Below are 21,505 nucleotides of genomic sequence, written 5' to 3' on the forward strand. Positions count from 1 at the left end.
CGTGCGAGTCGGCGGTCCTTAACCTGTATTATTTTTTCTCCTAGCCGTGCGCTGTGCTTTTCCCTATCAATACCGTGCCCGGCGTGGGGCCGGGCCGCCTCTGTTGCATGGAGACTGCGATGGAAGCCAAACCGTTCGGCAATCCCGTCCTGGTGAAGGAGGGCGAGGACCGGATACGAGAAATTGCCTGCATAGACGAAGCCCTGACCTTCCTCGGAACCTGGCCGGCAACGCGGCGCGGGCCGATCTACCAGACGGCCGTGAGGGCGTGCCGGGCGGCCTGCGAAGGCTCGATGGCGCCGGAAAAAGCGCGCAGCGCCTTCGCCGGATTTGCCCGATCCACGGGGATCCTCGAAAAGGCCATCGTCACGCTGGAACCTTGGAAGATATATCCGAAGAGGGGCCGGGACATACCCATCTGATCTCCGTCAGCGGCACGCGTGGTCGCAATGCGAGTGACGTCGCCGCGTTTCCGCGCGGGACAGGGCGGGCGGCGGCCGTTGCAGTCGGAAGTTGTTGCCAGACGGGCCGCCGCGCGTGAAAATCCCTATCCGGCGGCTCGACGTCGACAGAATGGCCAACGCGATGCTGCCGATGAAGGAGTAGGACGATGGCTGCCAAGGAAGTCAGGTTTCACGGCGACGCACGGGCCAAGATGCTGCGTGGTGTCGATGTCCTCGCCAATGCCGTCAAGGTCACGCTCGGCCCCAAGGGGCGCAACGTCGTCATCGAGAAAGCGTTCGGCGCCCCGCGCATCACCAAGGACGGCGTGACGGTCGCCAAGGAGATCGAACTCGAGGACAAGTTCGAGAACATGGGCGCCCAGATGGTGCGCGAGGTCGCCTCGAAGACGAGCGACGTGGCGGGCGACGGCACGACCACAGCGACTATCCTGGCCCAGGCGATCGTCCAGGAGGGCGCCAAGGCGGTTGCCGCCGGCATGAACCCGATGGATCTCAAGCGCGGCATCGACAAGGCGGTCGAGGCCGTCGTCGAGGAGTTGAAGCGCCATGCCCGCAAGGTGACCAGGAACGACGAGATCGCCCAGGTCGGCACCATCTCGGCCAATGGCGACACCGAGATCGGGCGCTTCCTGGCGGAAGCGATGGACAAGGTCGGCAACACCGGCGTCATCACCGTCGAGGAAGCCAAGACCGCCGTGACGGAACTCGAGATCGTCGAAGGCATGCAGTTCGACCGCGGCTACCTCAGCCCATATTTCGTCACCAATCCGGACAAGATGCGCGCCGAGCTGGAGGAGCCCTACGTCCTGATCCACGAGAAGAAGCTCGGCAACCTGCAGGCGATGCTGCCGATCCTCGAAGCCGTGGTCCAGTCCGGCCAGCCGCTGCTGATCATCGCCGAGGACATCGAGGGTGAGGCGCTGGCCACGCTCGTGGTCAACAAGCTCAGGGGCGGCTTCAGGATCGCAGCCGTCAAGGCGCCCGGCTTCGGCGACCGCCGCAAGGCCATGCTGGAGGACATCGCCATCCTCACCGGCGGAACGGCGATCTCCGAGGATCTCGGCATCAAGCTGGAGAACGTGACCCTCGCCATGTTGGGGCGCGCCAAGAAGGTGGTCATCGAGAAGGAAAGCACGACCATCGTGGAAGGCGCCGGCAAGACGGAGGAAATCCAGCGGCGGATCGCGCAGATCAAGGCGCAGATCGAGGAGACCACGTCGGACTACGACCGGGAGAAGCTGCAGGAGCGGCTGGCCAAGCTTGCCGGCGGCGTGGCGGTGATCAGGGTGGGCGGCTCGACCGAAGTCGAGGTGCGGGAACGCAAGGACCGCGTCGACGACGCGCTGCACGCAACGCGGGCGGCCGTCGAGGAAGGCATCCTGCCCGGCGGGGGCGTGGCCCTGTTGAGGGCCGCAAGCGCGCTCGCCACGGTGCAGACCGACAATCCCGACCAGAAGACGGGTGTCGACATCGTGCGCCGCGCGGTCGAGACGCCGGTGCGCCAGATCGCCGAGAATGCCGGCGCGGAAGGCTCGATTATCGTCGGCAAGCTGCGCGAACAGGCCGATTTCGCGTTTGGCTGGAATGCGCAGACCAACCTGTTCGGCGATCTCTACAAGCAGGGCGTGATCGATCCGGCGAAGGTGGTTCGCACTGCCCTTCAGGATGCCGCCTCGGTCGCCGGACTGCTGGTTACGACCGAGGCGATGATCGCCGAGAGACCGAAGAAAGAGGCGACACCGCCGATGCCGGCCCCCGGAATGGATTTCTGAGCGGCGGAGGCCCGTAACTGGGGCCGCACTCCTGATTGCCGGTCCGGTGCGGACTGGCCTTCTTGCAACGGGTGTTTTCGAAGCGGGGGCCCGCACCAATGCGGTGCCAGGCACGGGCCTGCCGCCTCATCCGACCGCCGGAACTGCGCAGCGCCGCCCACCCGGAGGACGACGCTGCAGCAAGCCGTGCGGCCGAAGCCGCCGAGAACCGCCGGCATTTCGCGGTCACGCAAAGTCAGTGATGGATCGACGCTTGCAGGTTCAGGGAGGGCATGGGCGGATATACCCTGCGGCAACCCCGCATCAGTTGGGTGAGGCGCGCCTCGTCGGTCACGCCGGTGCCGAACAGGCAGACCAGCGATGCCGCCTGCATCTCCCTGTCTTCCGATGTCGGGGCGGTGGGCAGGCTTCGGGCAAGAACCCGCGCCAGCATCTCAAGGTCTTCGGGGGAAAGAGACCTGGCATGCTCGGACATGCGACCTCCCTTATCGTTATCGTTGTGTTCCCTCTCCAATTTCACTGTGCGCTACAACCAGAACCGGTGTCGACTCACTTTTGATTGCATCGGGAAGGTGCCGCTGGCGGCCAGGCTTTGCGGCAAGCTGGACTAGGTCTCGGCTGCGACTTAGAACTTACCAGCCCGATCCCGCCGGGCGGGGCCGGGCTTCCGGGGGAAACCATCATGACGCAACCCGAAGAACTCTTCCGCCATCCCTTCAATATCGTCAGCTTCTGCGGAACGGGCGTGAAGAAGACCGGACCGACGACCTTCGAGATGGTGGCCGAGAATTTTTATCCCGAACGCGATGTCGATATTCTGATCCTGCAATCCTACGATACCGGCAGGTAAGAGGCGGGGCGTAGATTCGCCCGGACAGGAAAGTGCGGCCGATGGACATAGCGATCTACGTTGCGATTGCGGAGAACGGCGTGATCGGCCGCGACAACGGCCTGCCTTGGCGGCTCTCCAGCGATCTCAAGCGCTTCAAGGCCGACACGTTGGGCAAGCCGATCGTCATGGGGCGCAAGACGTGGGAAAGCTTTCCGAAGCGGCCTCTGCCGGGGCGCATCAACATCGTGGTGACCCGCGACCAGGGCTATCGCGCCGAGGGGGCCGAGGTGGTGCACTCTCTGAAGGATGCGGTCACGCTGGCGACCGCGCGAGGGCGTTGCCTGGCGGGCGCCGACGAGATTTGCGTGATCGGCGGCGGCGAAATCTATCGCCAGGCGCTGCCGATCGCCGACCGGCTGCATGTCACGCATGTCATGACTTCTCCCGACGGCGACACGCGCTTTCCCGAGATTGACCCGAGCACATGGTCCGTCGCCAGCTCGGAGGAGTTTCCCGCCGGCGAAAAAGACAGCCATGCGACACGCTATACCATTTACCGGAGGCGATCGGCGGCGCAGTAAAGGATTTCGTTCATACATCTGTAGCGAAAGGACGGCATGCAGCCGACCGTCGCGTTGAAAGCACGTTGTTGCATCCCTATAGATGGTATCAGTAAATGGGTGGCCGTTTCAGGCGCGGCCGTCGTCATCGTGCAGTCGAAAGGACATTCATGCCCTGGAACAATCAGAGTGGAGGCGGCAGCGGCGGCCCTTGGGGCGGCGGCGGCGGCGGTGGCGGCGGACCCTGGGGGCAGGGACCACGACCGAGCGGACCTCCCGGATCGCCCCCCGATCTCGAGGACATCATCCGGCGCGGCCAGGACAAGCTGAAGCGCGCGCTGCCGGGCGGCGGCGGCTCCAGCCCAGCACTGTTCGGCCTGATCGCGGCCGGCCTGGTCGCGCTGTGGGCATTCCAGACGGTCTACACGGTGCAGCCCGACGAGATCGCGGTCGAGCTGCGGTTCGGCAAGCCGAAGGAAGAGCTGTCGCAGCCGGGCCTGCATTTCCACTGGTGGCCGATCGAAACGGTCGAGAAGGTCAACACCGCCGAAAAGCTCGTCGACATCGGCGAAGTGCGCGGCAGCACCTCATCCGGCCTGATGCTTTCGGGCGACCAGAACATCGTCGACGTGAAGTTCTCCGTCGCCTACCAGGTCTCGGATCCGAAGGCCTATCTGTTCAACGTGGCCGAACCCGACGTGATGGTGCGCCAGGTCGCCGAGAGCGCCATGCGTGAAGTGGTCGGCCGCAGACCGGCTCAGGACATCTTCCGCGACGACCGCCAGGGTATCGCCTCCAACGTGCGCGACATCATCCAGGCGACGCTGGACGAATACGGCACGGGATTGTCGGTGAACGCGATCTCGATCGAGGACGCCGCGCCGCCGCGCGAAGTGGCCGACGCCTTCGACGAGGTGCAGCGCGCCGAGCAGGACGAGGATCGCTTCGTCGAAGAATCCAACCAGTACTCCAACCAGAAACTCGGCCAGGCACGCGGTGAGGCGGCACAGGTCCGCGAGGACGCGGCAGCCTACAAGAACCGTGTCGTGCAGGAAGCCGAAGGTGAGGCGCAGCGCTTCATCTCGGTCTACGACGAATACGCCAAGGCGCCGGAAGTGACCCGCAAGCGCCTCTATCTCGAGACGATGGAAAAGGTGCTCCAGGGCTCCGGCAAGGTGATCGTCGAGCAAGGCAACGGCCAGGGCGTGGTGCCCTATCTGCCGCTGCCCGAACTGCAGAAGCGCGCTCCGGCGGCGGGAGGCCAGTAATGTCGAACCGACTTCCCATCATCGGCGTCTTCGCCGCGATCATCCTGTTTTTGATCTATTCGTCGATCTTCGTGGTCAACGCTCGCCAGCAGGCGCTCGTGCTGCGCTTCGGCGAGATCGTCGACGTCAAGGCCGAGCCCGGCATCTACTTCAAGGCGCCGTTCTCGATGTTCGAGGCCGACAATATCCAGATCATCGAGGACCGCGTGATGCGCCTCGACCTCGACGACATCCGCGTCCAGGTCTCGGGCGGCAAGTTCTACGACGTCGACGCCTTCGTCGCCTACCGCATCAACGATGCCCGCAAGTTCCGCTCGGCGGTCTCGGGTAGCGTGGAACTGGCCGAACAGCGCCTGCGCACGCGTCTCGACGCCGCACTCCGCCGCGTCTACGGCGTGCGCGGCTTCGAATCGGCCCTTTCGGAGGAACGTGCCTCGATGATGCGCGACGTCCGCGACCAGTTGCAGCCGGACGCCAATGCGCTCGGCCTGCAGGTCGAGGACGTCCGCATACGCCGCACCGACCTGACGGCCGAGGTGTCGCAGCAGACCTACGACCGCATGAAGGCCGAGCGTCTGGCCGAGGCCGAGAGGCTGCGGGCACGCGGCCGCGAGGCGGCGCAGCGCATCCGCGCCCGCGCCGATCGCGAGGTGGTCGAGATCATCGCCGAGGCGCAGAAGGAATCGGAGATCCTGCGCGGTGAGGGCGAAGCCCAGCGCAACGCGATCTTCGCCAACGCCTTCCAGCGCGATCCGGAGTTCTTCGAGTTCTACCGCTCGATGACCGCCTACGGCACGGCTCTCGACCCGAACGGCACGACCATGGTGCTGTCGCCCGAATCGGAGTTCTTCCGCTACTTCCGCAATCCGGACGGCGGCACGACCCCGGCACCGAAGCCGGCACCCGCTCCGCAGGCGGGCAACGCTCCCAGCACCGGCAACTAGTCACGCCGGTGCAGGACCTGATCGTCGCCATAGGCCTGGTTCTCGTCATCGAGGGCGTGGTCTATGGCGGCTTTCCCGCGCAGATGAAGCGCATGGCCGCCCAGATGGCGGATATCCCCGAAAATGCGCTGCGGATGTTCGGCCTGGCGGCGATCGCCATCGGCGTCGGCATCGTGTGGCTGGTGCGGGGATAACGGAATTTTTGCGCCTCTCCGATAGCGATGGCCGCAAACAGGCCTTATTTATTTTCATGATGACGCTTCGCGCGCGGGAGGCCCGGCGCGACCAACGCCAGACAGCCGGGAGGCTTCTCCAATGAATTCCAAGTCCCTTTTGCGCGCCATGCGAAAGGCTTCCCTTGCCGCCACGACGGCACTGATGATCGGCGCGCTCGCTGCACCCTCGCTGGTGCCGCCAGCCTTCGCACAACAGCAGGGACCGGATTCGGTCGCCGATCTCGCCGAGGGGCTCCTGGGCGCCGTGGTCAACATCTCGACCTCGCAGACCGTCAAGGGCGGCGAAGGCGAGAATGCCGTGCCGATGCCGCAACTGCCCGAGGGCTCGCCCTTCCAGGACTTCTTCGACGACTTCTTCAAGGATCGCGAGGGCGAAGGCGGAGGCGGCGCGCAGAAGGTGCAGTCGCTGGGCTCGGGCTTCGTCATCGATGCGGAGCAGGGCATCGTGGTGACCAACAACCACGTCATCGCCGACGCCGACGAGATCGAGGTGAATTTCTCCGACGGCTCGAAGCTCAAGGCCGAACTGGTCGGTACCGACACCAAAACCGACCTCGCCGTGCTCAAGGTCGACCCGAAGGGCAAGAAGCTGACGGCGGTGAAGTTCGGCGATTCCAACAAGATGCGGATCGGCGACTGGGTGATGGCGATCGGCAACCCGTTCGGCCTCGGCGGCTCGGTGACGGTGGGCATCATTTCGGCGCGCAACCGCGACATCAATTCGGGCCCGTATGACGACTTCATCCAGACCGACGCGGCGATCAACCGCGGCAATTCGGGCGGACCGCTGTTCAACATGAGCGGCGAGGTCATCGGCATCAACACGGCGATCATCTCGCCGTCGGGCGGCTCGATCGGCATCGGCTTCTCGATTCCCGCCGAGATCGCGGCCGGCGTCGTCGACCAGCTCCGCCAGTTCGGCGAGACCCGCCGTGGCTGGCTCGGCGTGCGCATCCAGCCCGTGACCGACGACATTGCCGAAAGCCTCGGCATGAAGACCGCCAAGGGCGCGCTGGTGGCCGGCATCATCAAGGGCGGGCCGGTCGACAACGGCATCGTCCAGCCCGGCGACGTGATCATCAAGTTCGATGGCAAGGACGTCATCGAGATGCGCGACCTGCCACGCGTCGTGGCCGAGAGCCCGGTGGGCAAGGCGGTCGACGTGGTCATCGTGCGCAAGGGCGTCGAGCAGACCGTCAAGGTGACGCTCGGCCGACTCGAGGACGGCGAGAAGCTGGCCGAGGGCGAGAACGGCGCGCCCGAGGCAACGCCCGACCAGGGCGCCGAGGTGGCGACGGCCAGCGTGCTCGGCATGACGATCGGCGAGCTCAACGACGACACGCGTACCAAGTTCGGCATCGCCCAGGACGTCTCGGGCGCGGTGGTGACCTCGGTCGCCAAGGATTCGGCTGCGGCCGAGCGTGGCATCGTCGCCGGCGAGGTGATCACCGAGATCGCGCAGGAATCGGTTTCGACGCCGAAGGACGTGATGGACCGCATTGCCAAGCTCAAGGAACAGGGTCGCAAGAACGCACTGCTGATGCTCGCGTCCAAGACCGGCGAGCTGAGGTTCGTGACGGTGCGGATGGATTGAGACCGGAAATCCGGACAAGCCATTGAGCTCGAATGAGAAAGGCGGCTATTCGGCCGCCTTTTTCCGTTTCCGCCACTCGCTGCGCGACAGCCGGTAGAGCACGTGCCGCGCAAGCTGCGGGTGGCTGCCAGGCACCCGCGGGTGGTCGAAGTCGCCCGAAGCGTCGTGGCGCATGCCGAGGCGCTGCATGACGGCGGTGGAGCGATGGTTGTTCCAGACCGCGCAGGAGACCACCTCGTCCTCGCCGACGACTTCGAAGGCATGGGCCAGCCAGGCTTCGGCGGCCTCGGTGACATATCCTTCGCCCCAATGCTCGGGCGCGAGCCTCCAGCCGATCTCCATCGTGCCATTGGGAATGAAGGGTTCGAGCTCGGTGCGGGTGATGCCGACGAAGCCGATGCACCTACCGCCGCCGGCAACTTCGGCCGCCGCGAAGCCGAAGCCGTCGCGGGCAATGCCCTTCGCAAGCCGGTCGAGGAGCTCGTCGCTCTCTGCCCGGCTGCGGCGCATCGGGAAGAACTCCATCACCGTGTCGTCGGAGTTGATGCGATGGAACAGCTCGCGGTCGCGCTCTTGCCAGGCGCGCAGGACCAGACGGCCAGTGCGGATCGGCAGCATCAGGCGAAGTCGGCGCGGCCGTAGCCCTGGAGATAGAGCAGGGCGGTCAGGTCGGAATGATCGATGCGGATCCTGGCTTCGGCGGCCACCGAGGGCTTGGCGTGCAGCGCTACGCCCGAGCCGGCAAGACGGATCATGTCGAGGTCGTTGGCGCCGTCGCCGACGGCGATCGCGTCGGACGGGGTCAGGCCGAGGCGCGCCGAGATTTCGTTGAGGGCATCGGCCTTGGCGGCGCGGCCGAGGATCGGTTCGGAAACCTGGCCGGTGAGGCGTCCGTCGGTCTCGATCAGGTGGTTGGCGCGGTTCTCGTCGAAACCGAGCTTGGCGGCGATGCGCGAGGTGAAGACATCGAAGCCGCCCGAGACGAGCGCGGTGTATGCGCCATGCGCCTTCATGGTGGCGACCAGCGCCTTGCCGCCCGAGGCAAGCGTCAGGCGATTGTCGATGATGCGGTCGATGACCGAGGCGTCCAGCCCGGCGAGCAGGGCGACGCGCTCGCGCAAGGCCGGCTCGAAGGCGATCTCGCCGTTCATCGAGCGGGCGGTGATGTCGGCAACGCGGTCCTTGACGCCGATCTCGTCAGCGAGCTCGTCGATGCATTCCTGGTCGATCATGGTGGAATCCATGTCGGCGATCAGGATCTTTTTCCTACGTTCGGCGTTTTCCTGCACGGCGAAGTCGACGGGCTCGCCAGCGAGCGCTGCCGACAGGACTGCGGCTGCCGCTTCGGCCGAAAGTCCGGCGGGCAGGTCGATGTCGCAGGCGACGGCTTCGGACAGCCAGCGAATGCCGCTTGCGCCGATGCCGCGCATGGCCTTATCGGCAAGGGACGGCTGCAGCAGAGCGCGGTCGGGATGGGAAATCAGCGTGGCGACGAGCGGCATCGAAAATTCCGAGAAAGGCGAGGGGCGCATCAGGAACGCGACCCTGATAGCCGGGCCGACCGCCAGCGGCAAGTCGGCACTGGCGCTGAAGCTGGCCGAGCGTGACGGCGGCGTGATCGTCAATGCCGATTCCATGCAGGTCTATGGCGTGCTCGACGTGCTGACGGCGCGGCCGGGTGCTGCCGAACTCGCCCGCGTTCGCCACTTCCTCTACGGCCATGTGTCGCCGGCAACCGCCTATTCGACCGGCGCCTGGCTGCGCGACGTGGCGGTGCTCGCCGACAGCGGCATCTTCGATGTGCAGCGGCCGATCTTCGTCGGCGGAACGGGGCTCTACTTCCGGGCGCTCGCCGAGGGCATCTCGGAGATGCCGGACATCCCCCAGGAGGTCCGCGACCGCTGGCGCTGGCGGCTCAACGAGGAAGGCGCGCCGAGGCTGCACCGCCTGCTCATGCGGGTCGATCCCGAGGTGGCCATGCGCCTCAAGGCGAGCGATGGCCAGCGCATCGTGCGGGCGCTCGAAGTGCTGCAGGCCTCGGGCCGCTCGATCCTCAAATGGCAGGCCGACCGCGGCCATCCGATGATCGACCTTGCGACCGCGCGCTTCCTTGTCATCGAACCCGACCGCAAGGCGCTGATCGAGCGGATCGATGCGCGCTTCGACAGGATGATCGAAGCCGGGGCGCTCGAAGAGGTGAAGGCGATCACCGCGATGCGGCTCGCGGCGGAACTTCCGGCGATGAAGGCGATCGGGGTGCGCGAGCTTGCCGCGGCGATGGCGGGCGAGATGGGCTTCGACGAGGCGATCGAGCGGGCAAAGATCGCGACGCGCCAATATGCCAAACGGCAGTCGACCTGGTTCCGCAACCAGTTCGGTCCGGAATGGCAAAGGATAGGTGGCGAAGCCCTGGTCCAGGCTCCGGATTAACCCTCCGTAAGGCGCAGTCGTGACATAAGCGGGAGGGTTGCACAGGGGCATCATGCGCTTTCACAAGGCTGAAACCGCGTTCTTCTTCTTCATTGCGCTGATTTCGTCCGCGGCGCTGGCGATTTTCTATGCCTGGAGCCTTATCGATCACCCTGACTTGCTCAAGATGTCCGGCCTGGCCGGAACGATCGCGACGCTGCAGGTGCTGCTGCTCGTGACCGCGGCGTTGCTTGCCGGCACGGTGGCATTCGGGCTGTTCTTCATCCTGCCACTCATCCGCACCCAGGTGAAGGAGGGCGGCAAGCTGCGGGAAATGACGGCCTCGCTCAGCGCCCGTTCGCGCAATCTCGAACAGGCGGCGCTCACCGACGGGCTGACCGGCATGCAGAACCGCCGCTACTTCGACGATGCGCTCAGGGAATATCTCGGCGAGTTCCGCCGCATCGGCAAGCCGGTCGGCCTGATGATCCTCGACCTCGACCACTTCAAGCAGGTCAACGACACCTATGGTCATGACGTCGGCGACGAGGTGCTTCGCTCCGTGGCAACCTGCTTGAAGAGCATGACGCGATATCATGATGTGGTTGCGCGCCTGGGCGGCGAGGAGTTCGCGATCGTGGCGCCGAACATGGACCTCGCATTGCTGCAGCGTCTTGCCGAGCGGATGCGCAAGGCCATTGCCTCGCTGGAGATCAACGGCGGCAGCGCCCCGCTCAGCGTGACCTCGAGCGTCGGGCTCGCGCTATGGGACCAGGAGGAGACGGCGGAGGAATTCTATCGCCGCGCCGACAAGCAGCTCTACGAGGCGAAAAGGCAAGGCCGCAACCGCGTCTGCGCGTGATGCCGCCCCGGGAAGATCATCGGCTGATGCATCATTGCTGGACGCTGCTATCTAAGGGTCAGAGCTGAGAAGCGGTGCGGGCGAGATCGCTCCGGCACCTCAGCCGTTTGGCGGCCGCCCCCCGAAAGTGGTCGGGCGCAGGCCGAAACGGGTGTCGAAGTCGTCGTCCGGCTGCGGCCTCGAGGCCGGCTTGCGGTAGTCGGAGTCGCCGGCCTGCTTCTGCGCATCGACAGTATCGGCGAAGCCGAGGGCCGCCTGCGGCCTGGGGACGTTGCGCAGGCGTTCGACGACTGCGGCGAGATCGACTTCGTCGCTGCCGGCCGAGGCAGCCTCGGCGGCGCGCTTGGAGACACCGGGGATCAGTTCCGACGACAGTTTCTCGAACTTGAGGCGCATCGTGGTGGCGACACCCTCGCCGAAGGCGATCGCCTCGCGCTGGCCCATGGAGGACAGGAAGGACAGGGTGGAGGCTGAAGAATCGGCAATCGCCGAACGGATGATTGCCTGGTCCTGCTCGTTGGCGAGCCGCATGGCGAAGACGGTGGAGCACTGCGAAAGCACGGTCGGATCGAGTTCGCCCGGGCGCTGGGTGACCACGCCGAGGTAGCAGCCATATTTGCGACCTTCCTTGGCGATGCGCGACAGCGCATGGCGAGTGGGCGCGAAGCCGAGCCGATGGTCGGCCGGCATGTAGCGGTGCGCTTCCTCGCAGAGCAGCAGGAGCTTGAGCCGGCCCTCGCTCCACAGCGCCAGGTCGAAGGCGAGGCGCGCCAGCACCGAGCAGACCGAGTTGACCACTTCCGAGGGCAGGCCCGCCATCTCGAAGCAGGTGACCGGGCGGCCGTGGGTCGGCACGCGGAAGATGTTGCCGATGGTTTCGTGGATCGTGTCCTCGATCAGCCGCGAGTGGAACATGAAGCGATAGCGTGGGTCGGCGAGCGCGGATTCGATGCGGGTGCGCAGCGACTTCAGGATCGGCCGCTCATTCTTGGATTCGAGCATGCCCATGCGCTCGTCGATCTGCTTGATGAGATCGGCGATGCGGTAGGGGACGGGCGTATCGGCCGTCAGCGCATCGGCTCCCCTTCGCAGGAAGGCGCCGCCATGCGGGTTGCGGTAGAGGTTCTTGGCGGCCGGGATGAGGTCGCGCAGCACGTCGATCTCTTCGGCATCGGTCTCGCGACCGCGGAACAGCACCTCGGCGAATTCCTCCAGACGGAACAGCCAGAAGGGCAGGTCGAGCGAATTGGTGTCGATCTTGATGCAATATTCCGGCAGCGAAGCGGCGAACTCGTTGTGCGGGTCCATGATCAGCACGCGCAGGTCCGGCCGCGCGGCGATCGCCTTGCGCAACAGGAGCGAGACCGCGGTCGACTTGCCGACGCCGGTGGTGCCGACGACGGCGAAATGGCGCGCCAGGGTCTCGTCGATGGCGATGCAGGCGTCGATCCTCTCGTCCTGCGACAGCTGGCCGATGGTGACGTTATGGCGGTCGGCGAGGTCGTAGACGGCCTGTAGGTCACGGCTGCGTATGCGGTGGGCGATGGCGCCGATATGGGGATAGCAGGTGATGCCGCGGTCGAAGACCGGGCGCAGATCGGGTGCGGTATCGCGGACCTCGCCGATGAGTTCGACGCTCACCTCTATGGGATTGTCGCCCTCGCTGCTCCAGGAGCGGTCGGCCTTGCCGATGGAATAGACGAGCCCGATGGTGCGCGTCTCGCCGAGGTTGATCGAGATCATCCGCCCGACGGTCCACAGTCCCGACGCCACCGCGCCGCCGCTTTCTGCATAGGCGCTGATGACGGCGCGCGCGCCGTCGCATTGCACGACGTTGCCGAGGATGCGGGCGTCGTCCTGCGACGGGTCCCGCCGTTCCTGCGGATTTCCCGTCGTGGCCTGGCGTTCGACGTGCATTTCGATTTTCTTCCCCAATTCCCTGTCCTAACCGTAACGCGGCGCGGTTAAGGGCGGGTGAGGTCGGATGGTGTGACAAAGGTTAAGCGAATGGGGACAATTCGATCGATTTCGCATCGCATGACGTTGCGGAAAATTTTCGCCCTTGCCGTTGACAGCGCGCCCGGGCCCGCATTAACGTCCGCGGCCATGAAGATGGCACTCATTCTCGTAGTAGGAATGCGCATGGGCAAGGCGGTGTAACCGCCGGGCGAAATCCCCCCATGCGCAGACGCAAGGCTCCCTCGGGGGCCTTTTTTATTGCCTGAAACAGGACTAAACGACCAGTAACCGCCGAGAACGGCAAAAGAAGACGGGACGGACCGATGAGCGGACATAGTGAAAGCGGACGACGCGAAATGACCGGCGCCGAGATGGTGGTGCAGGCGCTGAAGGACAACGGCGTCAAGCACCTGTTCGGCTATCCGGGCGGCGCGGTCCTTCCGATCTATGACGAACTGTTCCAGCAGGACGACGTCCAGCACATACTGGTGCGCCACGAGCAGGGCGCGGGGCACGCCGCCGAGGGCTATGCGCGCTCGACCGGCAAGGCCGGCGTGATGCTGGTGACCTCCGGCCCCGGCGCCACCAACGCGGTTACGCCGCTGCAGGACGCGCTGATGGATTCGATTCCGCTGGTCTGCATCACCGGCCAGGTGCCGACCTTGCTGATCGGCTCGGATGCGTTCCAGGAATGCGACACGGTCGGCATCACGCGGCCCTGCACCAAGCACAACTGGCTGGTGAAGGACGTCAACGAGCTGGCCGGCATCCTGCACGAGGCCTTCCATGTCGCCACCACGGGCCGTCCGGGCCCGGTGGTCGTCGACATCCCTAAGGACGTGCAGTTTGCCAAGGGCATCTACACGCCGCCGCAGACCGCGCCGCGCACCTCCTACCAGCCGAAGGTCCAGGGCGATCTGGAGCGGGTGAAGGAAGCCGTGGCGCTGATGGCGTCCGCCAAGCGGCCGATCATCTATTCGGGTGGCGGCGTGGTGAACTCCGGTGCCGAGGCGAGCCACCTCCTGCGCGAACTGGTCGACTTGACCGGTTTCCCGATCACCTCGACGCTGATGGGTCTCGGCGCTTATCCGGCCTCGGGCAAGAACTGGCTCGGCATGCTCGGCATGCACGGCAGCTACGAAGCCAACATGGCTATGCACGATTGCGACGTCATGGTCTGCGTCGGCGCGCGCTTCGACGACCGCATTACCGGCCGCCTGAACGCGTTCTCGCCGAATTCGAAGAAGATCCACATCGACATCGACCCGTCGTCGATCAACAAGAACGTGCGCGCCGACGTGCCGATCCTCGGCGATGTCGGCCGGGTGCTGGAAGACATGGTCCGCCTGTGGCGGGCGACGGCCAAGGCCGACAAGAAGGCGCTCTACCCGTGGTGGGAGCAGATCGCCAAATGGCGCGCGCGCGACAGCTACGCCTACAAGGCCAACAGCGACGTCATCATGCCGCAATACGCCATCCAGCGGCTCTACGAGAACACCAAGCACCTCGACACCTACATCACCACCGAAGTGGGCCAGCACCAGATGTGGGCAGCCCAGCACTACGGCTTCGAGAAGCCGAACCGCTGGATGACCTCCGGCGGCCTGGGCACGATGGGCTACGGCCTGCCGGCGGCGCTCGGCGTGCAGATCGCGCACCCTGACGCGCTGGTCATCGACATCGCAGGCGACGCCTCGGTCCAGATGTGCATCCAGGAGATGAGCACGGCGATCCAGTATGATGCGCCGATCAAGGTCTTCATCCTCAACAACTCCTACATGGGCATGGTGCGGCAGTGGCAGCAGCTGCTGCATGGCAACCGTCTGTCGCACTCCTACACCGAGGCGATGCCCGACTTCGTCAAGCTGGCCGAGGCCTATGGCGGCCACGGCATCCGCTGCGAGAAACCGGACGAGCTCGACGACGCGATCAAGGAGATGATCTCGGTGAAGAAGCCGGTGATCTTCGACTGCCGCGTGGCGACGCTTGCCAACTGCTTCCCGATGATTCCCTCGGGCAAGGCACACAACGAGATGCTGCTGCCGGACGAGGCGACCGACGAAGCGGTGGCGAACGCCATCGACGCCAAGGGCCGCGAGCTGGTCTGAGGGCTGCCGTGCGGCCTTCCATGAAGGCCGCACATTCAACGAGTTAGCGCAAAAGCCTGAGATCGAGATTCATTCATGAACGCACAGCTACAACCCACCGGCTCGGCCTATTTCATCGCCAAGGAGACGGCGCTGCCGGAGACGCACACGCTGTCGGTGCTCGTCGACAACGAGCCGGGCGTGCTCGCCCGCGTCATCGGCCTGTTCTCCGGCCGCGGCTACAACATCGAAAGCCTGACGGTTTCCGAGACCGAGCACGAGAAGCATCTGTCGCGCATCACCATCGTGACGCGCGGGACGCCACACGTGCTCGAGCAGATCAAGCACCAGCTCGAGCGCATCGTGCCGGTGCACCGCGTCGTCGACCTGACCGTCATGGCGCAGGAGCTCGGCACCGGCGGCGCGCTGGAGCGCGAACTGGCGCTGGTCAAGGTTTCTGGCACCGGGGACGCCCGCGTCGAGGCGCTCAGGCTGGCCGATGCCTTCCGGGCCAAGGTGATCGACGCCAATACCGAGCACTTCATCTTCGAGCTGACCGGCAAGGTGTCGAAGATCGAGCAGTTCATCGCCATCATGAAGCCGCTCGGCCTGGTCGAGGTCTGCCGCACCGGCGTGGCGGCGATGAACCGCGGCCCGCAGGGGATGTGAGGCGTCCTTCGCAGGAATGAAAAAAGCCGCCAATGCGATGCATGGCGGCTTCCCACGTTTTCGGTGCTCCGTTGAGCTCAAAAACCGACGCTCTCGTTGACGTTGAACGTGCTGAGCCGCGACACGCGCGGACGGCAGACAGCGTCTGTCGCTGGTCCAGCGGTCAGGCGGGCGTGGAGCGTTGTCGAAGCGGTCCCATAAGGTCAGTTATGCTGACATAAATTACCCTAAGGGAGGGATCGGTGACGTACGACGCATTCCTTGCATTGCTGGTCTATGCGTTCGTGACCTCGATCACGCCGGGGCCGAACAACTTCATGCTGCTGGCATCGGGAGTGAATTTCGGCTTCGTGCGAACGATCCCGCACATGCTGGGCATCGGATTCGGTTTCCTGTCCCTGCTGCTCGGCGTGGGGTTCGGGCTCGGCGCGTTGCTGACGACCTTTCCGATCCTGCACGGCGGCCTCAAGATCGCCGGCGGCGCCTATCTTATCTATCTCGCTTGGCGCATCGGCATGTCGCGTTCGCTCGGCAAGGACGGGGAGACCAAGGCGCGACCGATGACTTTCCTGGAGGCGGCCGCCTTCCAGTGGATCAACCCGAAGGCCTGGGTGATGGCGGTGACCGCCATGGCGGTCTACACCAGCCCGGAAGCGCCCTTCGTGTCGGTGCTGTTGATCTCGGGCGCCTTTGCGCTGGTCAACCTGCCTAGCGTTTCGAGCTGGGCCGGGTTCGGCATGGCGCTGCGCGGCTTCCTGGCCGACCCGGTGCGGCTGAAATGGTTCAACATCGCCATGGGCGTGTTGTTGGCGGCCACGCTGTGGCCGATGCTCAAGTGACCGGCTGGACGCTTGCGCCGGCTAGTCACCGGGCATAGCCTCCGGTCATGTCCCACGATCATCACCACGACCACGACAACGAGCTGGATCCGATGGCTGCCCGGGTTCGGGCGCTGGAGACGATCCTGACGAAAAAGGGGCTGATAGACCCAGCCGCGATCGATGTCATCGTCGACACCTACGAGACCAAGGTCGGCCCGCGCAACGGCGCGCGGGTGGTGGCGAGGGCTTGGAGCGATCCGGATTTCGCCGATTGGCTGAAGCGTGATGCCACGGGGGCGATTGCCTCGCTTGGCTATACCGGGCGGCAGGGCGAGCACATGCAGGCGGTGTTCAACACCGACGAGACACACAACCTCGTCGTCTGCACCTTGTGCTCCTGCTACCCGTGGTCGGTGCTTGGGCTACCGCCGGTCTGGTACAAGGCGCCGCCCTATCGCTCGCGCGCGGTGATCGATCCGCGCGGGGTGCTCGATGAGTTCGGGCTGGCACTGCCCGAGGACAAGAAGATCCGGGTCTGGGACTCGACCGCCGAACTGCGCTACCTCGTCGTGCCGCAGCGGCCGGCGGGCACGGAGGGCTGGAGCGAGGAGCGGCTCGCCGATCTGGTGACGCGCGATTCCATGATCGGAACCGGCGTGGCGCGGGAGGCCGCATGAACGGTCCCCACGATCTCGGCGGGCAGATGGGCTTCGGGCCGGTCGCGCCGGAAAAGGACGAACCCTATTTCCATGCCGAATGGGAGAAGCGCGCGCTCGGCGTGACGCTGACGGCAGGTGCCATGGGCGCCTGGAACATCGACGAGAGCCGGCACATGCGCGAGAGCCTGCATCCGGCCGATTATTATGCGTCCAGCTACTACGAGATCTGGATCAAGGCGCTGGAGCGGCTGCTCGAACGGCATCGTTTCGTGACTGCGAGGGACCTGGCCGAGGGCGCGGCCATCGATCCGGCGGCCGAGCCGAAGCGGGTGCTGAAGGCCGAGAACGTGCCAACCGTTTTGGCCAAGGGCGGACCTTGCGACCGGCCCGTCGAGGGTGCGCCGCAGTTTGCGCCGGGCCAGCGTGTTCGAACGAAGAATTTCCATCCGACCGGCCACACCCGCCTGCCGCGCTATGCCCGCGGCAAGGAGGGGGTGATCGAGGCGGTGCGCGAAGGGTTCGTCTTCCCCGACAGCAATGCCCATGGTCGCGGCGAGAACCCGCAACGGGTCTATACCGTTGTGTTCACCGCCGGCGAGCTGTGGGGCGAGGGCGCCGATTCGACGCTCGAAGTCAGCATCGACGCCTGGGAGAGCTATCTTGAGCCGGCATGAACTGCCCGCGGGCATGGATGAGCCGGTGTTCTCCGAACCGTGGCAGGCCGAGGCCTTTGCCATGGTGGTGGCCTTGCATGAGCGCGGAGTGTTCACCTGGGGCGAATGGGCGGAGCGCTTGTCGGCAGAGGTGAAAGCGCCTGGGGCCGCCGCCGACGGCAGCGACTATTATGAGCGATGGCTTGCCGCCCTCGAGCGCCTATTGGCGGAAAAGGGCCTCGCCGGGCACGACGAGGTTGACGCCATGGCCTCGGCCTGGGAACGCGCAGCGCATGCCACCCCGCAGGGCCAGCCGATCCTGCTGGAGAATGATCCGGAGCGGTCTCCCGGCTCGTAATGGTTGCGGCGAGTTCGCTTGTGCGGCGGATGCAGCCTAAAGCGGTCGGCCGCAGATGGTTTCAGCATTGGGGTGCATGAAACTCCTCAGCAAATTTGACTGCCGCATTTAGAGTGCGGTCGGGCAAGTCGGATTGGTTTCTGGCGACCTTAAAATGTTCTCCTTGTGTTCTAAAAATCTATACGGTAATATTGTTGTGTTGACACTTTAAGGTTGTGTTGATATGATTCTACACGTTAGAGATGAAGAGACGGATCGTCTGGTCCGGGCTCTCGCAAGCCGGCGAGGCATTAGCATCACCGATGCGATCCGGGAGGCTGTTGAAGAGGCGTTGGCTGCTGAAAACAGCAAGCAGTCATTGTGGGAGCGTACGGCAGACCTACGGGCACGGGTTAGCGCATATCCACTGACCGGGAAGGTCGCTGACAAGCAGTTCTACGACGAACTCTGGGAGGAGGACGGCAAGTGAGCTTCGTGGATAGCTCCGCTCTGGTGGCTCTGATTGCTCCAGAGCCGGAGGGCGAGACTATCGCTCTCAAGCTTCAGCTCGAGCCGCCGCATTTCACATCCCCGCTTGTGATGTTCGAAACGGTGCTGGCACTTTGCCGAATTCGCGAGGCGCCTATCGAAGAAATGACCTTCATCGTCCACGATTATCTGGCGCGTGCCAGGATCTCCATCGAGCCCGTTGAAGCGGATACATATCTCACGGCGCTGCAGGCGTTCGATCGTTATGGCAAAGGGACTTGTCATCCGGCTCGCTTGAACTTTGGCGATTGTTTTTCCTATGCCGCAGCAATCCGTTCTGGCGTTCCCTTGATTTACAAGGGCGGCGACTTTTCCTTCACCGATCTCGCCTGATCGGCAAATCCCTTGCCCTTCGCCGCCGAATCCTGTCAGTCAAACCCATGGAATTCTCTCCTCAACAGGACGATGCGCTGCAGGCCGTGGCGCGCTGGCTCAAATCCGGGAGGCCTCAGGTGTTCCGGCTGTTCGGCTATGCCGGCACCGGAAAGACGACGCTGGCACGCTATTTTGCCGAGCATGTCGACGGCCAGGTGCAGTTTGCTGCCTTCACCGGCAAGGCCGCCCAGGTACTGCGCTCGAAGGGCGCCACCAATGCCCGCACCATCCATTCGCTGATCTATCGGCCCAAGGGCGAGGAAGCGATTGCCGACGAGGCGACCGGCAAGACGTCGATGTCGCCGACATTTTCGCTCAACCGCCAGAGCCCGATCGCCAAGGCCAAGCTTGTGGTCATCGACGAATGCTCGATGGTCGACGAGCAACTCGGGCGCGACCTGCTGACTTTTGGGACGCCGGTGCTGGTGCTGGGCGATCCCGCGCAGCTGCCACCGATTTCGGGCGGAGGCTTCTTCACCGAGCATGAGCCGGATTTCCTGCTGACCGAAATCCACCGCCAGGCGCGCGACAACCCGATCATCCGGCTGGCGCTCGACGTGCGCGAGGGCCGCGAATTCATGCGCGGCGACTATGGCACGGCGCAGGTCATCGGCAAGGAAGACGTGACCCAGGACCTCGTGCTCGGCGCCGATCAGGTGCTTGTCGGCACCAACCGGACGCGGCGGCGCTACAATCAGCGGCTGCGCGAGCTCAAGGGCTTCACCGCAGGCTATCCGCAGGCCGGCGACAAGCTGGTGTGCCTGCGCAACGATCCGGCCAAGGGCCTGCTCAACGGCTCGTTGTGGAAGGTCATGACCTCGTCGCGCGAGACGGTGAAGCCAGGCATCAACCTCCTGGTGGCGCCGGAGGAGGACGATCCCGATCGCGGCGTCGCCAAGATCAAGCTGCTCAAGCAGACCTTCGAGAACCCCGACGAGGACATCCCGTGGGGCACCAAGAAGCGCTACGACGACTTCGACTATGGCTACGCGCTGACCGTCCACAAGGCGCAGGGCTCGCAGTGGAACGACGTCGTGCTGTTCGACGAGAGCTGGGCGTTCAAGGACACGCGCCAGCGCTGGCTCTACACGGCGATCACGCGCGCAGCCGAACGGCTGACGATCGTACGCTGATCAGGCCTTCGGTTCGATCGGTCTGGCGCCGAGCCAGGCCCATGCCTTGGCCTCGTCCGCCGGCGGGAAATACCTGATCTCGATGGGGCTCAGAGGTGCGAAAAACCTCATCATCGCGCCCATCCAGGCTGGGCCACCGACCAGGGCATAGCGACGTATGTGCTTGAATGCCTTGAATTCCTCCTTCCAGGTCGAGCTGCTGAAGATCGGCGACCAGTCGAAGCCTTCGTAGCCTTCGGCGCGTACCAGGATGTCGATCTTGTCGTGGCCCCGGTAGGCAGCGTCGAGCAGTCCGTAGGTGTTCTCGTAGTCTGCGGGTGTGAAGCGGCCGACGATCTCGAAGCCGAAGACATCGTCCTTGTCGGTTTCGATGCGGCGTACGGCAGGCCGGATATCCATCGATGCCATGAATGCCTCCTCGCAAATGCGCAGCATGCGCCATCCATGCTGGAACACATAAAAAAGCTCTCTGTTCCCATCTGACCGTGCTAGGTCGAGGCGACGCGAACCTGCCGTGAGTTGCCGATGCCCGCCAAGCTTTCCGTGAACCTCAATGCCATCGCGATGCTGCGCAACCGGCGGGACCTGCCTTGGCCCAGCATCACCGGCCTGGGGCGCATCGCGCTGGCCGCCGGCGCGCACGGGCTGACCGTGCATCCTCGTCCCGACCAGAGGCATGTGCGCTTCACCGACCTGCCGGAGATCCGGGCCCTGATCGACGACGAGTTCCCGAAGGCAGAGTTCAACATCGAGGGCTACCCGACCGAAGATTTTCTGGAGCTGGTCGAAAAGCACCAGCCGGAACAGGTGACGCTGGTGCCGGACGATCCGGCGCAGGCGACCTCCGACCACGGCTGGAACTTCGTCGCGGAAGCAGGTTTCCTCAAGCCGATCGTGGCGCGGCTGAAGAAGGGCGGCTTTCGCGTGTCGCTGTTCTCCGACCCGGACCCGGCGGGCGTGAACGCGGCGCGCGATACCGGCGCCGACAGGATCGAGCTGTTCACCGGGCCATACGGCGCGAGCCACGCCGATCCCGTGCAGGCAGCCAAGCATCTGGATCTGCTCGGCAAGACTGCCGACGCGGCGCGGGCGGCAGGCCTTGCGGTCAATGCGGGACACGACCTGACCGTCGCCAACCTGCCGCAGCTGATCGGCCGCATCCCGGCGCTCGCCGAAGTCTCGATCGGCCATGGCCTCACGGCCGATGCGCTCGAATACGGCATGTCGCGCACGATCGAGCGCTATCTGAAGGCATGCGGGTGGTGACGATCCGGTCGCCGCTATGCATTGCTGAAGATTAGCTGTTACAAATCAGCTGTTGC

General features: G+C 64.9%; 24 protein-coding genes and 1 pseudogene. 20 read left to right on the forward strand and 5 right to left on the reverse strand.

All coding sequences use genetic code 11. The features are described from left to right. The first annotated feature begins 119 nt into the window (after positions 1-119). Complete coding sequence (locus tag AmiPiv_RS17560; protein ID WP_340038783.1) at positions 120-422, forward strand: DUF982 domain-containing protein; 303 nt, start codon at positions 120-122, stop codon at positions 420-422. A gap of 188 nt (positions 423-610) precedes the next feature. After that, positions 611-2,236, forward strand: coding sequence for a chaperonin GroEL (gene groL, locus AmiPiv_RS17565; RefSeq protein ID WP_340038784.1), 1,626 nt, complete (start codon positions 611-613; stop codon positions 2,234-2,236). A gap of 235 nt (positions 2,237-2,471) precedes the next feature. Here groL and AmiPiv_RS17570 read toward each other — a convergent pair whose 3' ends face one another. Next, the gene (locus AmiPiv_RS17570; RefSeq protein WP_340038785.1) at positions 2,472-2,711 is read right to left on the reverse strand and encodes a hypothetical protein; all 240 of its coding nucleotides are present in this window, start codon (positions 2,709-2,711) and stop codon (positions 2,472-2,474) included. A gap of 237 nt (positions 2,712-2,948) precedes the next feature. Here AmiPiv_RS17570 and AmiPiv_RS17575 point away from each other — a divergent pair. The 6 genes and pseudogenes from AmiPiv_RS17575 to AmiPiv_RS17600 all read left to right on the forward strand — a co-directional run. Then, a pseudogene (locus tag AmiPiv_RS17575) lies at positions 2,949-3,086 on the forward strand (DUF4424 family protein); the annotation flags it as partial. A 41-nt stretch (positions 3,087-3,127) separates the two neighbouring features. Beyond that, positions 3,128-3,649: a dihydrofolate reductase gene (locus AmiPiv_RS17580; RefSeq protein ID WP_340038786.1), complete on the forward strand. Its 522-nt coding sequence runs from the start codon at positions 3,128-3,130 to the stop codon at positions 3,647-3,649. Positions 3,650-3,798: 149 nt separating this feature from the next. Beyond that, positions 3,799-4,896, forward strand: coding sequence for an FtsH protease activity modulator HflK (gene hflK / locus AmiPiv_RS17585; protein ID WP_340038787.1), 1,098 nt, complete (start codon positions 3,799-3,801; stop codon positions 4,894-4,896). After that, positions 4,896-5,840 carry a protease modulator HflC gene (gene hflC / locus AmiPiv_RS17590; protein ID WP_340038788.1) on the forward strand — a complete coding sequence of 315 codons (945 nt, stop codon included), beginning with the start codon at positions 4,896-4,898 and terminating at the stop codon, positions 5,838-5,840. The genes hflK and hflC overlap by 1 nt, the downstream gene beginning before the upstream one ends. A gap of 8 nt (positions 5,841-5,848) precedes the next feature. Next, positions 5,849-6,034 (forward strand): DUF2065 domain-containing protein, encoded by a 186-nt coding sequence (locus tag AmiPiv_RS17595; RefSeq protein WP_340038789.1) that lies wholly within the window; start codon positions 5,849-5,851, stop codon positions 6,032-6,034. Positions 6,035-6,155: 121 nt separating this feature from the next. Continuing rightward, entirely contained in the window at positions 6,156-7,670 is a 1,515-nt protein-coding gene (locus AmiPiv_RS17600; RefSeq protein WP_340038790.1) for a DegQ family serine endoprotease, read from the forward strand. Positions 7,671-7,715: 45 nt separating this feature from the next. On the opposite strand, the gene AmiPiv_RS17605 is transcribed toward AmiPiv_RS17600, so the two are convergent. Then, complete coding sequence (locus AmiPiv_RS17605) at positions 7,716-8,288, reverse strand: GNAT family N-acetyltransferase (protein ID WP_340038791.1); 573 nt, start codon at positions 8,286-8,288, stop codon at positions 7,716-7,718. Beyond that, positions 8,288-9,172 (reverse strand): phosphoserine phosphatase SerB, encoded by an 885-nt coding sequence (serB, locus tag AmiPiv_RS17610; RefSeq protein ID WP_340038792.1) that lies wholly within the window; start codon positions 9,170-9,172, stop codon positions 8,288-8,290. The genes AmiPiv_RS17605 and serB overlap by 1 nt, the downstream gene beginning before the upstream one ends. Between serB and miaA the strand changes: the two genes are divergently transcribed. Continuing rightward, positions 9,156-10,100: a tRNA (adenosine(37)-N6)-dimethylallyltransferase MiaA gene (miaA, locus tag AmiPiv_RS17615; protein WP_340038793.1), complete on the forward strand. Its 945-nt coding sequence runs from the start codon at positions 9,156-9,158 to the stop codon at positions 10,098-10,100. The genes serB and miaA overlap by 17 nt on opposite strands. A 52-nt stretch (positions 10,101-10,152) precedes the next feature. Further along, positions 10,153-10,941 carry a GGDEF domain-containing protein gene (locus tag AmiPiv_RS17620; RefSeq protein WP_340038794.1) on the forward strand — a complete coding sequence of 263 codons (789 nt, stop codon included), beginning with the start codon at positions 10,153-10,155 and terminating at the stop codon, positions 10,939-10,941. 99 nt (positions 10,942-11,040) lie between these two features. Here AmiPiv_RS17620 and AmiPiv_RS17625 read toward each other — a convergent pair whose 3' ends face one another. Further along, positions 11,041-12,858, reverse strand: a complete 1,818-nt coding sequence (locus AmiPiv_RS17625) for an ATP-binding protein (protein ID WP_340038795.1) — start codon at positions 12,856-12,858, stop codon at positions 11,041-11,043. Between the two features lie 365 nt (positions 12,859-13,223). On the opposite strand from AmiPiv_RS17625, the gene AmiPiv_RS17630 reads away from it, so the two are divergent. The 9 genes from AmiPiv_RS17630 to AmiPiv_RS17670 all read left to right on the forward strand — a co-directional run bounded on the left by AmiPiv_RS17630 (position 13,224) and on the right by AmiPiv_RS17670 (position 20,183). Next, positions 13,224-15,008 carry an acetolactate synthase 3 large subunit gene (locus AmiPiv_RS17630; protein ID WP_340038796.1) on the forward strand — a complete coding sequence of 595 codons (1,785 nt, stop codon included), beginning with the start codon at positions 13,224-13,226 and terminating at the stop codon, positions 15,006-15,008. A 75-nt stretch (positions 15,009-15,083) separates the two neighbouring features. Next, on the forward strand, positions 15,084-15,656 hold the full coding sequence (ilvN, locus tag AmiPiv_RS17635; protein WP_340038797.1) for an acetolactate synthase small subunit: 573 nt from the start codon (positions 15,084-15,086) through the stop codon (positions 15,654-15,656). A gap of 242 nt (positions 15,657-15,898) precedes the next feature. Continuing rightward, a complete protein-coding gene (locus tag AmiPiv_RS17640) occupies positions 15,899-16,495 on the forward strand; it encodes a LysE family translocator (RefSeq protein ID WP_340038798.1) in 597 nt (198 codons plus the stop codon). Between the two features lie 47 nt (positions 16,496-16,542). Beyond that, positions 16,543-17,154 carry a nitrile hydratase subunit alpha gene (gene nthA / locus AmiPiv_RS17645; RefSeq protein WP_340038799.1) on the forward strand — a complete coding sequence of 204 codons (612 nt, stop codon included), beginning with the start codon at positions 16,543-16,545 and terminating at the stop codon, positions 17,152-17,154. After that, positions 17,151-17,810 (forward strand): nitrile hydratase subunit beta, encoded by a 660-nt coding sequence (gene nthB / locus AmiPiv_RS17650; protein ID WP_340038800.1) that lies wholly within the window; start codon positions 17,151-17,153, stop codon positions 17,808-17,810. Before nthA ends, nthB begins: the two co-directional genes overlap by 4 nt. Before the next feature lie 13 nt (positions 17,811-17,823). Next, on the forward strand, positions 17,824-18,147 hold the full coding sequence (locus tag AmiPiv_RS17655; RefSeq protein WP_340038868.1) for a nitrile hydratase accessory protein: 324 nt from the start codon (positions 17,824-17,826) through the stop codon (positions 18,145-18,147). Positions 18,148-18,370: 223 nt separating this feature from the next. Continuing rightward, complete coding sequence (locus AmiPiv_RS17660; protein WP_340038801.1) at positions 18,371-18,616, forward strand: type II toxin-antitoxin system VapB family antitoxin; 246 nt, start codon at positions 18,371-18,373, stop codon at positions 18,614-18,616. Then, on the forward strand, positions 18,613-19,008 hold the full coding sequence (locus AmiPiv_RS17665) for a type II toxin-antitoxin system VapC family toxin (RefSeq protein WP_340038802.1): 396 nt from the start codon (positions 18,613-18,615) through the stop codon (positions 19,006-19,008). Before AmiPiv_RS17660 ends, AmiPiv_RS17665 begins: the two co-directional genes overlap by 4 nt. A gap of 47 nt (positions 19,009-19,055) precedes the next feature. Continuing rightward, positions 19,056-20,183: an ATP-dependent DNA helicase gene (locus AmiPiv_RS17670; protein ID WP_340038803.1), complete on the forward strand. Its 1,128-nt coding sequence runs from the start codon at positions 19,056-19,058 to the stop codon at positions 20,181-20,183. Here AmiPiv_RS17670 and AmiPiv_RS17675 read toward each other — a convergent pair whose 3' ends face one another. Further along, on the reverse strand, positions 20,184-20,591 hold the full coding sequence (locus AmiPiv_RS17675) for a SpoIIAA family protein (RefSeq protein ID WP_340038804.1): 408 nt from the start codon (positions 20,589-20,591) through the stop codon (positions 20,184-20,186). It lies immediately after the preceding gene. Positions 20,592-20,708: 117 nt separating this feature from the next. On the opposite strand from AmiPiv_RS17675, the gene AmiPiv_RS17680 reads away from it, so the two are divergent. Then, a complete protein-coding gene (locus AmiPiv_RS17680) occupies positions 20,709-21,449 on the forward strand; it encodes a pyridoxine 5'-phosphate synthase (RefSeq protein WP_340038805.1) in 741 nt (246 codons plus the stop codon). The last annotated feature ends 56 nt before the right edge of the window (positions 21,450-21,505 follow it).

The sequence above is a fragment of the Aminobacter sp. Piv2-1 genome, assembly GCF_037625995.1.
Lineage (GTDB): Bacteria > Pseudomonadota > Alphaproteobacteria > Rhizobiales > Rhizobiaceae > Aminobacter.

Coding starts and splice junctions, on each gene's coding strand:
- AmiPiv_RS17600 (WP_340038790.1), top strand. CDS start 6,156: ATGAATTCCAAGTCCCTTTTGCGCGCCATGCGAAAGGCTTCCCTTGCC.
- AmiPiv_RS17620 (WP_340038794.1), top strand. CDS start 10,153: ATGCGCTTTCACAAGGCTGAAACCGCGTTCTTCTTCTTCATTGCGCTG.
- nthB (WP_340038800.1), top strand. CDS start 17,151: ATGAACGGTCCCCACGATCTCGGCGGGCAGATGGGCTTCGGGCCGGTC.
- serB (WP_340038792.1), bottom strand. CDS start 9,172: ATGCCGCTCGTCGCCACGCTGATTTCCCATCCCGACCGCGCTCTGCTG.
- AmiPiv_RS17625 (WP_340038795.1), bottom strand. CDS start 12,858: ATGCACGTCGAACGCCAGGCCACGACGGGAAATCCGCAGGAACGGCGG.
- nthA (WP_340038799.1), top strand. CDS start 16,543: ATGTCCCACGATCATCACCACGACCACGACAACGAGCTGGATCCGATG.
- ilvN (WP_340038797.1), top strand. CDS start 15,084: ATGAACGCACAGCTACAACCCACCGGCTCGGCCTATTTCATCGCCAAG.
- AmiPiv_RS17670 (WP_340038803.1), top strand. CDS start 19,056: ATGGAATTCTCTCCTCAACAGGACGATGCGCTGCAGGCCGTGGCGCGC.
- AmiPiv_RS17560 (WP_340038783.1), top strand. CDS start 120: ATGGAAGCCAAACCGTTCGGCAATCCCGTCCTGGTGAAGGAGGGCGAG.
- groL (WP_340038784.1), top strand. CDS start 611: ATGGCTGCCAAGGAAGTCAGGTTTCACGGCGACGCACGGGCCAAGATG.
- hflK (WP_340038787.1), top strand. CDS start 3,799: ATGCCCTGGAACAATCAGAGTGGAGGCGGCAGCGGCGGCCCTTGGGGC.
- AmiPiv_RS17570 (WP_340038785.1), bottom strand. CDS start 2,711: ATGTCCGAGCATGCCAGGTCTCTTTCCCCCGAAGACCTTGAGATGCTG.
- AmiPiv_RS17580 (WP_340038786.1), top strand. CDS start 3,128: ATGGACATAGCGATCTACGTTGCGATTGCGGAGAACGGCGTGATCGGC.
- AmiPiv_RS17680 (WP_340038805.1), top strand. CDS start 20,709: ATGCCCGCCAAGCTTTCCGTGAACCTCAATGCCATCGCGATGCTGCGC.
- AmiPiv_RS17630 (WP_340038796.1), top strand. CDS start 13,224: ATGAGCGGACATAGTGAAAGCGGACGACGCGAAATGACCGGCGCCGAG.
- AmiPiv_RS17660 (WP_340038801.1), top strand. CDS start 18,371: ATGATTCTACACGTTAGAGATGAAGAGACGGATCGTCTGGTCCGGGCT.
- AmiPiv_RS17675 (WP_340038804.1), bottom strand. CDS start 20,591: ATGGCATCGATGGATATCCGGCCTGCCGTACGCCGCATCGAAACCGAC.
- hflC (WP_340038788.1), top strand. CDS start 4,896: ATGTCGAACCGACTTCCCATCATCGGCGTCTTCGCCGCGATCATCCTG.
- AmiPiv_RS17605 (WP_340038791.1), bottom strand. CDS start 8,288: ATGCTGCCGATCCGCACTGGCCGTCTGGTCCTGCGCGCCTGGCAAGAG.
- AmiPiv_RS17655 (WP_340038868.1), top strand. CDS start 17,824: ATGGATGAGCCGGTGTTCTCCGAACCGTGGCAGGCCGAGGCCTTTGCC.